Origin of the sequence: Pontibacter coccineus, from assembly GCF_030546575.1 — a bacterium.
Lineage (GTDB): Bacteria > Bacteroidota > Bacteroidia > Cytophagales > Hymenobacteraceae > Pontibacter > Pontibacter coccineus.
On record NZ_JAUOTN010000011.1, the window covers coordinates 103,355 to 118,187 of the forward strand.

A 14,833-nucleotide genomic window follows, 5' to 3' on the forward strand; every position below is an offset into this window, starting at 1 on the left:
CGATCTGCTTTTGTCAGGTATAGGTTGCCTATGAAAGACCGCTGCCATTGCGGTAGGCGTCGATGGCGGCGCGTACGCTGCCGTACTTTTTGAGCAGAGCGGCGGCCTCGGGTTTTGCCAGCTGCAACTCATCCATCAGCATGCGGGTGCCGCGCTCTACCAGCTTCGTGTTAGAGAGCTGCATGTCTACCATCTTGTTGCCTCTCACGTGGCCGAGTTGAATCATAGTGGCCGTGGTAAGCATGTTGAGCGCAAGTTTTTGGGCGGTGCCGGCTTTCATACGCGTACTGCCAGTCAGAAACTCCGGTCCGGTAACCACTTCTACCGGGTAGTCGGCTACGGCGGCTACGGGGCTGTTGGCATTGCATACGACACAGCCTGTGGCTATACCTGCACGGCGGCAGGCTTCTAATCCTCCTACCACATAAGGTGTCGTGCCAGAGGCGGCTATACCTACCACCATGTCTGTGTCAGTGATGTTGTGCTCCTGCAGGTCTTTCCAGGCCTGTTTGGTGTCGTCCTCCGCAAACTCCACTGCCTTCCGGATCGCACCATCGCCGCCCGCTATAATGCCGATGACCATGCCATGGGGTACCCCAAAGGTAGGAGGGCACTCGGAGGCATCTACTATGCCCAGGCGGCCGCTCGTGCCCGCTCCGATGTAAAAGAGCCTGCCGCCCTTGCGGAGACGCTCTACCGTGGCATTCACCAGGGTTTCTATTTGCGGGATTACCCGCTCCACGGCCATTGGCACACTTTTGTCTTCCTGGTTGATGCAGGTGAGCAGCTCGTGCACAGGCATTTGCTCTAATCTATCGTAAAGAGAATCGGATTCGGTAGTAGACACTGTATTGATCGGTCAAATTTGAATTCAGAAAATAAACATGCGTACCCTTAGGCATTCTGCATTTTGAGCAGCTCCTGGTGGTACTTGATCAGGCCTTCGCTCGGGCTGGAGATGATGACCCCGATGTGGCAGCCGTACTTTTTGGCCACCAGCTTAAGCGTGTCCGCGAAATGAAACGCGATGGAGCCCACAAAGTTTACCGGAAGCTCGCCAAAGCCCTCGTACTTGCTGACATGGCGCTCGAAGAATTCCTCAAAGTTCTCGTAAATCATTTCCTTGATTACCGGATTCTTGCGCTTCTCGTGCATGAACTTGGCAAAAGTCGCCAGGTACTGGCTCGGTATGTCAGAACCGTATACTGCATCGAGTACGCCGTTCTTGGTCAGGTTATACCTGTTTGTTAGCGATGTCGCCAACTCGTCAGGCAGCTCGCGGTACATGTAGGCTTTGATCAGGAGTTTGCCTAGATAGGCGCCGCTTCCTTCGTCCCCCATCAGGAAGCCCAGCGAGGTCACGTTGTCGATGATGTTTTTGCCGTCGTAGAGGCAGGAGTTGGAGCCCGTGCCCAGGATACAGGCGATACCCGGCTTGTGACCGCACAGGGCGCGGGCAGCTGCCAGCAGGTCGTGGTCCACATAGTTGGGCACACCCGGGAAGGCACGGCTGAGTGCGTCTTCCACGCGTCTGTTACGCTCCGGGGAGCTGCAGCCGGCACCGTAGTAGTAAATGGCGCTGATGTTTCGCTCTTTTAACTGAGGCAGCAGCTCGGTCTCAAAAATGCTGTAGATCTTATCAGTATCCAGGTATTGGGGGTTGATGCCAGTGGTGGTTACCTGTTCGTACTCGTTGTCGGCATCAATGGTGCGCCAGTCTGTTTTGGTAGAGCCGCTGTCAGCTATCAGAATCATAGTATTGGTAAATTATAGTTGATCAGGAGCCTACCCGCTATGCTGGCAAACTCCCTCTGCTTTATTTTCGGTATACTGAGTTTTTGACTAGTCCGATCACCTCAAATTTGTCAAACACATGTTCGGTGTGCGGGGCGTCCTTTAGTTCCTCGGTCAGATCTTGTCCGGCCCAGTGTTCGTAGTGGTTGCCGCTCCGCCACAGCCTTGATTTTTTTACGTCGTAGATCAGCCCTTTGTAGGCAACCCATACATCGTCCCGGTCCTGGCCGTTGCGCAGGGCGAGTTGTTGCAGGGTGTATTCCGGGAGATTTTCGTCCATTCAATGGCAGGCCCTACAGGGCCCGGATTGCAAATATAATAATACTACCCTACTGATTGGGGCAAACGGAACAGAATCAGGTTTGTTTCTTTATTCGGCGCCCCAGGTTTAGCCGATGCGGGCCTGTGTCAGGATCCAGCGGTTGGGCACTTCGCCTTTAATGGCCTGCAGGTAATCTTCGTAGCTGCAAGGCACAATGCGCGGGCTCTTCTCGTCCGATAAGGGCTCTACCTCCATCCACCACTTTTCACTCACTTTGCTTTTAAAGAAGGTCATGCGGTCGGGGGCGTCATTGAAGGCCACGGCGTATTTGGTAAACTTGCCAGAGCTGAACTCTGTTTCGTTCTTGCGGTGATAGAAGCCTTCTATGAAGTACCAGACCATGGTGGCGATCGTCATGGCCGTAAGTTCCTGCTCGTCCTGCTGCGGATCGTATTCGTAGATTCCCAGCGAACTCATCTGGTCGCTCAGGCCCGCATACCAGCACAGCTGGCAAGCCTCCTCGCCGGTGAGCCCAAAGGGGTTGGCAGGCGAATAGCCCGGAGCATCCTGATGGCGGATTGCGGAGATGTCGAAGGAGAGCAGGTCGGCCTGGCGTACGACAGGCTCCATTTCCTGCAGGCTGCGGTGCACCTCGCCCACACGGTAGGCCTCAAAATGGAGCTTCTCAAAGGTAGCCATCACCTCCGGGTCCACCAGGTACGATTGATAGCCGATCTGCCCCAGGCTAAAGAGGTAGTTGGGCTCGTGCATCAGGATCTGGTGCAGTTGCTTTTTGTTGGCGGGCACGTCATTGTCTTCGCTCATATCCACGCTGCTGTCCACGGTGACCATGTTCACGGCGCGTTCCAGGTGCTCGTAACCCATGTACTGGCCGTACTCCAGGTCATGCGAACCACCAATGATCACAGGGATGGTGTTGTGTGAGATGAGGATTTCCACGATCTCTTTCAGGCGCAGGTAAGTGTCGTCGAGTGTTATACCTGAGCGCAGGTTGCCCAAGTCCACTATGTTGCAGCGGCCGGTTCCTTTGTGCAGGCTGTACAGTTTTTTGCGCACCGCCCGGGCCGGAAACACCTCTGATACAGTTTCTTCTCCCCGTCCACGGGTTTCATTCACACCGATCAGGGCAATATCGGCAGCGCGCCAGTCCGGGAACTTGCCTGTAAAGCGGCCGATGTAGGCACCAAGCGTGCGCGGCTTGTCGAGCAGCGCAAAGATGTCCTCGTTCAGAGGTTCGAAGAAAATGGAAAGATTCATAAAGCAGTATCAGGAATGTCAAATATAGCAAAAATGCAGCTTTTGCGAGTGGCTTTTAGGTAAGTATAACTTTTTAGTGTAAAAAGTACTATCAATATAAGGATTGACAAATATTTGTGGAGGCAGGTATAGAAATTTCAGAAAAAAATAATTAAAATGCACTAAAGAACGCAGGCATGGCCAATGTTGCGCCATAAGTATACTGCTCTACAAAAGACTGACACTAACCTAAGCACCACCATGAACGTAACCCGCACCCTGGATCTGCTGCCTTATCAGTTGCAAAATTTGCCCCAGACCGACTGTCTTGCTACAAAAGTTAACGGACAGTGGATTAAATACAGCACGCAGGACGTGCAGGACATGGCCAACAAGGTGAGCCTGGGTCTGCTGAGACTAGGTATAGGAAAAGGCGACAAAGTGGCCATCATCTCCCTGAACCGCCCGGAGTGGGTGTTCGCTGACTTCGGTATCCAGCAGATTGGCGCGATCAGTGTGCCCATGTACCCCACTATTACCGTGGAGGACTACCGTTACATCTTCAATGATGCGGAGGTGAAGGCGGTATTTGTGTCTGACGCCGAACTCTACAACAAAGTGGTGGCCGCTACCGAGGGGATGGAGAGCATCAAGGAGATCTATACCTTCGATGAGATACACGGTGCCAAACACTGGAAAGAAGTTGTGAAAATGGCCGAGGGCGAAGACGTGGCGATACTCGAGCCGATGAAGGCGGCCGTTGCTCCTGACGATGTCCTGACCATTATCTATACCTCTGGCACTACCGGCAACCCGAAAGGGGTGATGCTGACGAATAACAACATCATCAGCAACGTGACGGGCACACTGCCTTACGTGCCGGTGAACCAGCACCACCGCGCGCTGAGCTTCCTGCCGCTTTGCCATATTTTTGAGCGCATGCTGCTTTATTTATACATGCGTATCGGCGTGTCGATCTACTATGCCGAGAGCATCGAAAAAGTGGCCGACAACCTGAAAGAGGTGCAGCCGCACGTGTTCACGACCGTGCCGCGCCTGCTCGAGAAGGTGTACGACAAGATCGTGGCCAAAGGCATGGAGCTGACGGGGGTAAAACGCAAGTTGTTCTTCTGGGCACTGGAGCTTGGTTTGGAGTACGACACCCGCGAAGACAAAGGCTGGTGGTACAACAAGCAGCTGGAGCTGGCCAACAAGCTGATCTTCAGCAAGTGGCGTGAGGCGCTGGGCGGCAACATCATCGCGATCGTTTCGGGTGGCGCGGCGCTGCAGCCACGCCTGGCGCGTGTGTTCTGGTCGGCCAACATCCGCGTGATGGAAGGCTACGGCCTGACGGAGACCTCGCCGGTAATATCTGTGAACCGTTTTGAGCCGGAAAACAACGCGATTGGCACCGTGGGTCTGCCGATTGACGGCGTGGAAGTGAAAATTGCCGAAGACGGCGAGATTCTGACCCGCGGCCCGCATGTGATGAAAGGCTATTACAAGAAACCTGACCTGACAGCTGAAGTGATCGACGCCGAAGGCTGGTTCCATACCGGTGACATTGGCGAGCTGGTAGACGGCAAGTACATCAAGATCACCGACCGCAAGAAAGAGATGTTCAAGACGTCGGGTGGCAAGTATGTGGCACCGCAGCCGATCGAGAACAAGCTGAAAGAGTCTGTAGTGATTGAACAGGCCATGGTAGTAGGAGCCGGACAGAAGTATGCCGCCGCGCTTATTGTGCCTTCGTTCATGGGACTGCAGGATTGGTGCGCGCACAAGGGTATTCCGTATACCTCCGATGCCGATATGATCAAAAAGCCAGAGATTCTGGACAAGTATAAGCGCGAGATAGAGAAGGCGAACGAAGGGCTGGCGCAGTACGAAACGATCAAGAAGTTCACACTCGTGCCGAATATGTGGACCGTAGAAAGCGGCGAGCTGACACCAACCCTGAAAGTGAAGCGCAAGAACATTACGACTAACTATCAGAAAGAAATCGACAGCATGTATTAATTGGCCTTAAAGATACGGCTCCAGGCCTGCCAACAAACAAAAAACCCTTTCCCGACCGGAAAGGGTTTTTTGTTTGTAACCATTACGCTGATTATACATAAACAATAGGAAAAGGTACTATGGCATGTAATCCGCTTTTGGTTGTGGAAACGGACGGGGATTAATTTTTTTCCTAAAATAGTATGCTTGCATAACATTATTTTATATATTTGGTATAAACACCATAATGCATGAAGCCTGAAGAGACCGTAGATTATAATGTAAAGGTATGTTGGCACGCCATCTCTCGTATGTATAATACAGAGGCTGCCAAAAACGACATTACCACTTCCATAGGATTCGTTCTGCTCAACATTAACCAGGAGACAGGTACTCCCGCCACCAAAATAGCCCCTTTGCTCGGGCTGGAGGCGCGCAGCCTGACCCGCATCCTGAAGAGTATGGAGGAGAAGGGCCTTATCTATAAAGTGTCTGACGACAAGGATAAGCGGCTGGTGCGAATTTTCCTGACCGAAAAAGGACTTGAGAAAAAGGAGGTATCGCGCCGAACGGTGCTCCATTTTAACCGCAAGGTGCAGGAAACCATACCGCAGGAAGAGCTGAATAATTTTTTCCGGGTGTCGGAGCGCATCATCAGCATGATCGAAAACAAAGAAATTTTCTAACCATAGTAGACCATCAAGCTTTTTCTATGAAAAGAATTATTAAGAAAGTAGCCGTGCTGGGTTCCGGCGTAATGGGCTCCCGCATTGCCTGCCACTTTGCCAACATCGGCGTGCAGGTGCTGCTGCTCGACATCGTGCCACGCGAGCTGACCCCCGACGAAGAGAAAAAAGGACTAACGCTGGAGAGCAAGCATGTCCGCAACCGCATTGTGAACACGGCGCTGCAGGCTGCCATCAACTCCAACCCGTCGCCCCTTTACCGCAAGTCCGACGCCCGCCTGATTCAGACCGGCAACTTCGAAGACAACATGAAGGAGATCGCCACTGCCGACTGGACTATAGAAGTAGTGGTGGAGAATCTGAAGATCAAGAAAACGGTGTTCGATCAGGTAGAGCAGCACCGCAAGCCGGGCACCCTGATCACTTCCAACACATCAGGTATACCGATCCATTTGATGCTGGACGGCCGTTCCGATGATTTTAAGAAGCACTTCTGCGGTACGCACTTCTTCAACCCGCCGCGCTACCTCAAGTTATTAGAGATTATACCTACGCCGGAAACGGATCAGGAAGTAGTAGACTTTCTGATGCACTACGGCGACCTATACCTGGGCAAAACCACTGTGCTGGCCAAAGACACCCCGGCCTTTATCGCGAACCGTGTAGGCATCTATGCCATTATGCAAGGCCTGCAGGTGATGAACAAACTCGGCCTAAACGTGGACGAGGTGGATCGCATCTCCGGGCCGATCATCGGCCGTCCGAAGTCCGCCACCTTCCGCACGCTGGACGTGGTGGGCCTGGATACACTGGCGAATGTGGCCAATGGCTTGTATCAGACCGGCGAAAAGGACGAGTCTAGGGAGTTGTTTAAGCTGCCGGACTACCTGCAGAAAATGGTGGAGAACAAATGGTTGGGCGACAAGACCGGGCAGGGTTTCTACAAAAAGACCAAAGACGCCAAAGGCAAAACCGAGATACTCACGCTCGACCTAAACACACTGGAGTACGGGCCAAAGCAGCGCGCCAAGTTCCAGAGCCTGGAGGTGCTCAAGCCGATCGAAGATCTGAAGCAGCGCGTGAAAGCTTTCTCACAGCAAAAGGACAAGGCAGCGCAATTCTTCAACGAGTCACTCTACGGGCTGTTCCAATATGTGAGCAACCGTATACCTGAAATCTCCGATGAGCTGTACCGCATCGACGACGCCATGCGTGCCGGCTTTGGCTGGGAACTGGGTCCGTTTGAGTACTGGGACGTGCTGGGTGCCCGCGAGGTGCTACAGCGCATGACCGAAGCCGGTTACGAGCCTGCCGCATGGGTGGAGGAGATGCTCAATAACGGCAAGGAGTCTTTTTACATTGTGGAAAACGGTAACCGCCGCTACTACGACATCCAAAGCAAAGCATACAAAGCTATACCTGGCGCCGAGAACTTCATCATCCTCGACAACCTGCGCAGCAACAAAGTAGTGTGGAAAAACACCGGAGCAACGATCATTGACTTAGGTGACGGCATCCTGAATGTGGAGTTCCATACGAAGATGAACACCATGGGCGGCGACGTGATCATGGCACTGAACAAAGGGATAGAGCTCGCCGAGAAAGATTTCCGTGGCATGGTAGTGAGTAACCAGGGTGCCAATTTTTCTGCCGGCGCCAACGTGGGGCTTATCTATATGTATGCGCTGGATCAGGATTATGACGAACTGAATATGATCATCCGCCAGTTCCAGAACACGATGATGCGCATGCGCTACTCGGCTATACCTGTGGTTGGCGCGCCGCACGGCCTGACCCTGGGTGGTGGCTGCGAACTCAACCTACATGTTGACCATGTGCAGGCGGCAGCCGAAACCTACATGGGTCTTGTGGAGTTTGGCGTAGGCCTGATACCTGGTGGTGGCGGCACCAAAGAAATGACGCTCCGCGCAGCCGAAATGTACGAAGATGGCGACATTGAGTACAACACCCTCAAGAACATCTACCTGAACATAGGTATGGCCAAGGTGTCGACCTCCGCGAAAGAGGCCTTTGACCTGGGCTTTATGCGCCAGGGCGATGGTATTACCCTCAACAGCAACCGCCTGGTAGCGGATGCGAAAGCGCAGGCGATTCGTCTGGCCGAGGCAGGGTATACGCAGCCAGCCAAGAAAACTAACATCAAGGTGCAGGGCAAAGGCGCGTTGGGTATGTTCCTGACCGGAGCCAATGCCATGGTAAGCGGCCGCTATATTTCGGAGCACGACCAGAAGATATCGCACAAACTCGCCTACGTGATGTGCGGCGGCGATCTGTCTGCCCCCACCGAGGTGAGCGAGCAGTATCTGTTGGACTTGGAACGAGAAGCCTTCCTGTCACTGACCGGTGAGCGCAAAACACTCGAGCGTATCCAGAGCATCCTGACCACAGGCAAGCCGCTTAGGAATTAAGGTTTAACGCAGCATTCGCTGTTTGTTCTTTGTCATTCTGAAAGAAACTTGGTAGAAGGGAGGTTAAGCCCCAGCTATGAAAAGTCATAACTACTTTGTCTACATCACTACGAATCCAAGCAAAACGGTGGTTTATGTGGGGATGACAAATGACTTGGTATATCGGCTTGAACAACATAGGGAAAACTGAGGCAAGCCCGAAACTTTTGCAGGACGCTACTTCTGTTACAGGCTTCTCTACTATGAACGCTATACTTATGTACAGCATGCCATCGATAGAGAAAAGGAGCTGAAAAGCTGGAGTCGTGAAAAGAAAATGGAGATGATCAAAAGCGAGAATCCATACCTAAGATTTTTGAAAGCTGATCCTTGAACAACAGCCTCATACCCTAACTACCAAGATCCTTACAGGATGACAAAATAAAAATGAAACATAGCTGATAGTATAAACTATAAAGAGCATCAAAATGAACAACGCATATATCGTAGCCGGATTTCGTAGCGCAGTAGGCAAGGCCGGGCGCGGGGGCTTCCGGTTCACCAGACCCGATGACCTGGCCACTGACGTCATCAAGCATCTTTTGGCTTCTGTACCCGCCCTGGACCCGGAGCGCGTAGACGACCTGATCGTGGGGAACGCCGTGCCGGAAGCGGAGCAAGGCCTGCAGATCGGCCGCATGATTTCTCTGCTGGCCCTGCCCATGTCGGTATCCGGTATGACCGTGAACCGCTACTGCGGCTCGGGTGTGGAGACCATCGCCATTGCCAGCAACCGCATTGCGGCAGGTATGGCTGACTGTATTATCGCGGGCGGTACCGAATCGATGTCGATGGTGCCGACGGCTGGTTGGAAGACCGTGCCGAACTACAACATCGCCAAGCACAACCCCGACTGGTACCTGAGCATGGGACTAACAGCGGAAGCAGTAGCCGCCGACTACAAGGTAACCCGCGAAGACCAGGACGAGTTTGCCTTTAACTCCCATCAGAAGGCCATCAACGCTATTAAGAACGGCTACTTCAAGGACCAGATCGTTCCGATCACGATAGAGGAAACGTACGTGGACGAGAATGGCAAGAAGAAGACCCGCTCTTATGTGGTCGATACTGACGAAGGCCCGCGTGCTGATACCTCCATGGAGGCTTTGGCGCGTCTGAAGCCGGTCTTTGCGGCCGGCGGTACGGTGACAGCCGGCAACTCTTCCCAGACTTCTGATGGTGCTGCCTTTGTGGTTGTGATGAGCGAGCGCATGATGAAGGAGCTAAACCTGGAGCCGATTGCCCGTTTGGTGAGCTACGGCACAGGCGGTGTGGATCCGCGCATCATGGGCATGGGCCCGATCGCTGCCGTTCCAAAAGCCTTGAAGCAAGCGGGTATGACCCTCAACGACATTGACCTGATCGAGATGAACGAGGCCTTTGCGGCTCAGTCCATTGCCGTGATGCGTCACCTCGAGTTCGATCCGGCTAAGCTGAACATTGGCGGTGGTGCCATTGCCCTTGGTCACCCACTGGGTTGCTCCGGCGCCAAGCTGAGCGTGCAGCTATTCAGCGACCTGCGCCGCACCGGTGGCAAGCACGGTGTCGTGACAGCCTGCGTTGGCGGCGGTCAGGGCGTAGCGGGCATCTTCGAATTACTGAAATAAAAAACTGTACCTAAAAACACTAATCATATTCTGCCATGGAAAATGTAACAGATAAAAATAAAACGGCCACCGTCCGCGGTGGTGAATTCCTGATCAAGGAAACTGATCCGCAGGATGTATTTATACCTGCCGAGTTTAGCGAGGAGCAGCGCATGATGGCCCAGACATGTCTGGACTTTGTGCGCGAAGAAGTCAACCCGCTGCTCGACCGCCTCGACAACCACGAAGAAGGCCTGATGGAAGGCCTGATGAAGAAAGCCGGTGAACTTGGCTTGTTTGCGGTATCGATGCCGGAGCAATACGGTGGCCTGAACATGGACTTTAACACTTCGCTGCTGGTAACGGAGTCAGTGGGGGGCGGTCACTCGTTCCCGGTGGCCTTTGCGGCCCACACAGGTATAGGTATGCTGCCCATCCTGTACTTCGGTACAGACGAGCAGAAAGAGAAGTACCTGCCAAAGCTTACCTCCGGTGAGTGGGCGGCGGCTTACTGCCTCACTGAGCCGGGCTCTGGTTCTGATGCCCTGGCAGCTAAAACCAAAGCTGTGCTAAATGAAGCAGGCACACACTACATCCTGAACGGCCAGAAAATGTGGATCACGAACGCCGGCTTTGCTGATGTGTTCATCGTGTTCGCGCAGGTAGACGGCGATAAGTTCACGGGCTTCATTGTGGAGAAAGGCTACCCGGGTCTGAGCCTTGGCAACGAAGAGCATAAAATGGGTATCAAAGGCTCGTCTACCCGCCAGGTATTTTTCTCTGACTGTCAGGTTCCGAAAGAGAACGTGCTGGGCGAGATCGGCAAAGGCCATTTGATCGCTTTCAACATCCTCAACATCGGCCGTGTCAAGCTTTGCGCCGCTACGCTGGGTGCCTCTAAAAAAGTGGTGGACTTGTCGATAAAGTATGCCAACGAGCGTCAGCAGTTCAAGCTGCCTATTTCGAAATTCGGTGCTATACGCCACAAACTGGCGGAGCAGGCCATCCGCATTTATGCGGTAGAGTCGGCGCTGTACCGTTGCGGCATGGACATCTTCCGCAAAGAGCAGGAGCTGCTGGCAGAAGGCAAAGGCGAGAACGAAGCCATGCTGGGTGCCGCCCGGGAGTTTGCCGTGGAAGCCGCCATGCTAAAAGTGGAAGGCTCTGAGGTGCTCGACTACGTGGTAGACGAAGGTGTGCAGATCTACGGTGGCTACGGCTTCTCAGCTGACTACCCCATGGACCGCGCCTATCGCGACTCCCGTATCAACCGCATTTTTGAGGGTACCAACGAAATCAACCGCATGCTCACTGTAGATATGATCCTGAAAAAGGCTATGAACGGTGAGTTGGATTTGATGGGACCTGCTCAAAACGTGCAAAACGAGCTGATGGCTATACCTGATTTCGGTTCGGAAGAGGAGGGCCTTTTCGCCGCTGAGCACAAAGCAATCCGCAACCTGAAGAAGGCGATCCTGATGGTAGCTGGCACGGCTGTGCAGAAGTACATGAACTCACTGGCTAAGGAGCAGGAGGTACTGATGAACATCGCCGACATGGCTATTAAGACCTATGTGGCGGAGTCAACGCTGCTGCGCGTGGAGAAACTGGTAGGTATGAAAGGCGAGGAGGCAGTGGCGAACCAGATCGACATGGTGCGTGTGACCGTGAACGATGCCGTGGATACCGCCTTCCTGGCCGGCAAGGATGCCATTGCTTCTATGGTGGAGGGTGACGAGCAGCGCCTTCTGTTCATGGGCCTGAAACGCTTTACAAAAAAAGACCTCTACAATACCAAAGAGGCACGCCGCCGCATAGCCGCCGCTATGATCGAGGCCAATGAGTACGTATACTAGATTCTGACAAATCTATAGTTTAGGAAAGGCTGCCTCCGTAGGGGGTAGCCTTTTTGTTTTATTGAGTTAGCCTCGGGTGACTTAATGACTGTTCGTGCGTAAACATACCCAAATACCAAAGCAATTAAACTCAGACCATATGGGGGTAGCATGCCTTATTCCATGTTATAACGAACAGGACCGGATTGCAGCAGTACTGGAGGTGGTGACCAAAGTGAGTGGCATACAGCAGGTAATCTGTGTGGACGACGGATCATCTGACAACACGGCTACGATGGTAAGCCGGCAATGGCCCACAGTACAGGTTATCCGCCTTAACCAGAACCAGGGAAAAGCCGCTGCCATACAGCATGGTCTCCAGTTTGTGCAGCACGATTCGGTTTTGCTAATGGACGCCGATCTGCAGGAGCTAGATGGCGCCGAACTTGAGAAGGCCATCCATGCTTTTCAAAACACCCCCAGAGTTGACATGCTTATCTTACGGCGGATCAGGTCACCCTGGTTTGTGCGCTGGTACCGCAGCGACATACTGTTGTCAGGCGAGCGGCTCTTGCGGCGGAGCGATCTGGAGCAGGTGCTTTCCCAACCTGTGGCGCGCTACCAGCTGGAGGTAGCTATTAACCGCTATATGATTAACCGTCGCAAGCGGGTACGCTGGATGCCCTGGTCAGCCATGAATACCTACAAAGTAGACAAACTCGGGGTGCTGGAAGGCTCTCGGAGAGAGTTCAAGATGTATGTTGAGATCGTGGACTATGTGGGTTTCGTGCACATGCTGGTGCAACTGAGCTCCTTTACCCGGAAGCTTAAGAAACAAAAAAGCGCAACCAAAGAGTGGCCGCGCTTCTTGTCAGGTATAAGAGTGTCTTGATTACTTGATCTGCAAACGACGTAGCTGCAGGCTGTTCGCTTTTTTGGATGGCCGCACCACCGTCACCAGGTCACGATCGGTAAGCCAGGCCGTGAAGTCCTTTACATAGGCGATGTTTTTATCGTTTGCCACGTTCAGGCCGGCTGCCTTGGGTGCTTCTGCTTTGCCCGTGTTGGTATCGATGCGGCGCAGGTATAAGTCGTACTTGCCATCCAGTTCTTCCAGGGTGAGCAGGTTGAGTGTGTTGCCCGTCAGGTTGTAACGGTAGGATATACCTGTAAACGCCTCGTCAGCCGGGGCTTTTTGGTTCTTCATCAGCACAGAGCTCCAGGCAGTGCCCATAAACTGATCGTAAGCGAAAAGGTGAATCTCCTTGGCGTAGTAAGGAGAGTTCTCGCCACCCTCCATGTATTTTTTCTCGGCCAGCACGATCAGTTTTTCTTCCGGCGTCAGGATCAAATCTGTCAGGTAGATGTCTTCCAGGCGACTGGCTTTTGCTCCACTGCCTTTGTCCAGTTTGTTCACACCGGCCAGGTACTCGGGCGTAAACCTGAATTCCTCTGCGAACACCATGTCATCGTTTTCGAAATCGAACTTCACCGCCTTCAGGCTGTAATAATCGCCGGTTTTCTCATCAGCCGTGAGCACCACGCCATACAGGTTACCGTTCGGCTGCAGGGCATACTTGCTGTCCATAATGTAGACCTTTTTGCCGTCGAACATACCGCCTACCAGCACCGACATCCCTTTGGCAACCGGCGATTTGAGGGTGTACTGGCGTACGGTCAGGCGCTCCATGTTTTCGGAGATCAGGCTGATGAACTGGTCGCCGGCATCGTTTACGATCACCTCGGCCGACACAATGCCGCGCAGGTCGCTCAGGTTATACTTCGTATCCTTTAGTTTCTGAAGTTTGCCATCGTACAGGCTGCCGCTTATACCTTGCACCACCTGGTTACCCGTCACATGAAAGCGATAGGCCAGGAGTTTGGTGCCGTCCGGCGACAGGGCTATACCTGCTTTGCGGGCATCGGCGGGGGCTTCGAGCAGCAGGACCGGTTTGTCTTTCTGGCCGTTCCGCAAGTCTACCCGGTGCGCATAGAGCACCTGGTTTCCTTTTTCATCGTGACGGTGCGTTACCACCAGTGCCGCTTCCTCATTTTTGGCAAAAGCCTCCAGCGTTTCTTCTGCAGCAAGCGGTATAGTCGTCGACCAAGCCTTTTTGAGAGTGGCATTGTAGCGCTCAATGGCATATTCGCCTGGTTTGTTCCGACTGAGGATCACAAAGCCATCAGCCCCCAGCGGAAGCGTTTTACTACTGATACTTTGGTTGTACTGGTCTTCTGTGTTGTCAGGGAGATAAGTGAAAGGTATAGCGGCTTTCTTACCCTGAGCGGCTGCTGATGTGGCAGACAAGAGTACCAGCAGCAATAGAAGCGGTAATAATTGACGTGTTTTCAAGGTATAGTTTTTAGATTTTTACTGAGTAAAAGGTTTTGTGCCAGGTATAGGCAAGTCGAATATAGGATAAAATTGTTTCTCGTGGAACTGGCGCAAACAAAACCTTTAACGCAAATTATCGGGAAGCAGGTATAGCCTTGTATTAATGTTGCTGTTCTGTTTCTAACACAGGGACAGGTTGTTTATTATCGTCGATGGCTACAAATGTAAAACTGCCATGGATGGCTTTTAGGCGCACGTCAGAGTACATCTCTTCAATATAAATCTCTACTTCTACTTTCAGGCTGGTGTTGCCCACGCGCTTTACCTGCCCTATTAATTCTATAATGGTGCCTGCAGGTATAGGCTGGGTGAAGTCAATTTTGTCTGAAGATACGGTGACCACCCTTTTGCGGCAAAACCGGGTGGCGGTGATAAAAGCTACTTCATCCATCAGCTGCATGGCCGTTCCGCCAAAAAGCGTATCGTAGTGGTTCGTGGTGTTTGGGAAAACGGCCTTGAATATGCGCGTTTCAGATTGGGCAATGCGTTCTTGTAAGTTCATAAAGGTGTAGTTTGGGAGTTAGGTATACAGTTATGCTGCTGACTACTGCA

General features: G+C 52.8%; 13 protein-coding genes. 7 read left to right on the forward strand and 6 right to left on the reverse strand.

Annotated elements, in window-relative coordinates; genetic code table 11:
* Positions 1 to 28: 28 nt before the first annotated feature.
* The 4 genes from murQ to Q4E40_RS20020 form a co-directional block, all read right to left on the reverse strand.
* Positions 29 to 847 (reverse strand): N-acetylmuramic acid 6-phosphate etherase, encoded by an 819-nt coding sequence (gene murQ / locus Q4E40_RS20005; RefSeq protein ID WP_303414956.1) that lies wholly within the window; start codon positions 845 to 847, stop codon positions 29 to 31.
* 47 nt (positions 848 to 894) lie between these two features.
* Entirely contained in the window at positions 895 to 1,755 is an 861-nt protein-coding gene (locus tag Q4E40_RS20010) for a hypothetical protein (protein WP_303414958.1), read from the reverse strand.
* 61 nt (positions 1,756 to 1,816) lie between these two features.
* On the reverse strand, positions 1,817 to 2,074 hold the full coding sequence (locus Q4E40_RS20015) for a cytochrome b5 domain-containing protein (RefSeq protein WP_303414960.1): 258 nt from the start codon (positions 2,072 to 2,074) through the stop codon (positions 1,817 to 1,819).
* 108 nt (positions 2,075 to 2,182) lie between these two features.
* Positions 2,183 to 3,334 (reverse strand): formimidoylglutamase, encoded by a 1,152-nt coding sequence (locus tag Q4E40_RS20020; RefSeq protein WP_303414962.1) that lies wholly within the window; start codon positions 3,332 to 3,334, stop codon positions 2,183 to 2,185.
* A 240-nt stretch (positions 3,335 to 3,574) separates the two neighbouring features.
* On the opposite strand from Q4E40_RS20020, the gene Q4E40_RS20025 reads away from it, so the two are divergent.
* The 7 genes from Q4E40_RS20025 to Q4E40_RS20055 all read left to right on the forward strand — a co-directional run bounded on the left by Q4E40_RS20025 (position 3,575) and on the right by Q4E40_RS20055 (position 12,778).
* Positions 3,575 to 5,332: an AMP-dependent synthetase/ligase gene (locus Q4E40_RS20025; RefSeq protein ID WP_303414964.1), complete on the forward strand. Its 1,758-nt coding sequence runs from the start codon at positions 3,575 to 3,577 to the stop codon at positions 5,330 to 5,332.
* A 230-nt stretch (positions 5,333 to 5,562) separates the two neighbouring features.
* Positions 5,563 to 5,997 carry a MarR family winged helix-turn-helix transcriptional regulator gene (locus Q4E40_RS20030; protein WP_303414966.1) on the forward strand — a complete coding sequence of 145 codons (435 nt, stop codon included), beginning with the start codon at positions 5,563 to 5,565 and terminating at the stop codon, positions 5,995 to 5,997.
* A gap of 26 nt (positions 5,998 to 6,023) precedes the next feature.
* Positions 6,024 to 8,426: a 3-hydroxyacyl-CoA dehydrogenase/enoyl-CoA hydratase family protein gene (locus Q4E40_RS20035; RefSeq protein WP_303414968.1), complete on the forward strand. Its 2,403-nt coding sequence runs from the start codon at positions 6,024 to 6,026 to the stop codon at positions 8,424 to 8,426.
* A gap of 76 nt (positions 8,427 to 8,502) precedes the next feature.
* Positions 8,503 to 8,616 carry a GIY-YIG nuclease family protein gene (locus tag Q4E40_RS20460; RefSeq protein ID WP_425475188.1) on the forward strand — a complete coding sequence of 38 codons (114 nt, stop codon included), beginning with the start codon at positions 8,503 to 8,505 and terminating at the stop codon, positions 8,614 to 8,616.
* A gap of 277 nt (positions 8,617 to 8,893) precedes the next feature.
* Positions 8,894 to 10,072: a thiolase family protein gene (locus Q4E40_RS20045; RefSeq protein ID WP_303414970.1), complete on the forward strand. Its 1,179-nt coding sequence runs from the start codon at positions 8,894 to 8,896 to the stop codon at positions 10,070 to 10,072.
* A gap of 35 nt (positions 10,073 to 10,107) precedes the next feature.
* Positions 10,108 to 11,907, forward strand: coding sequence for an acyl-CoA dehydrogenase family protein (locus tag Q4E40_RS20050; protein WP_303414972.1), 1,800 nt, complete (start codon positions 10,108 to 10,110; stop codon positions 11,905 to 11,907).
* A 139-nt stretch (positions 11,908 to 12,046) separates the two neighbouring features.
* Complete coding sequence (locus Q4E40_RS20055; RefSeq protein ID WP_303414974.1) at positions 12,047 to 12,778, forward strand: glycosyltransferase family 2 protein; 732 nt, start codon at positions 12,047 to 12,049, stop codon at positions 12,776 to 12,778.
* Here Q4E40_RS20055 and Q4E40_RS20060 read toward each other — a convergent pair whose 3' ends face one another.
* On the reverse strand, positions 12,779 to 14,239 hold the full coding sequence (locus Q4E40_RS20060) for a hypothetical protein (protein WP_303414976.1): 1,461 nt from the start codon (positions 14,237 to 14,239) through the stop codon (positions 12,779 to 12,781).
* Positions 14,240 to 14,381: 142 nt separating this feature from the next.
* Positions 14,382 to 14,783 carry an acyl-CoA thioesterase gene (locus Q4E40_RS20065; protein WP_303414978.1) on the reverse strand — a complete coding sequence of 134 codons (402 nt, stop codon included), beginning with the start codon at positions 14,781 to 14,783 and terminating at the stop codon, positions 14,382 to 14,384.
* Positions 14,784 to 14,833: the final 50 nt, after the last annotated feature.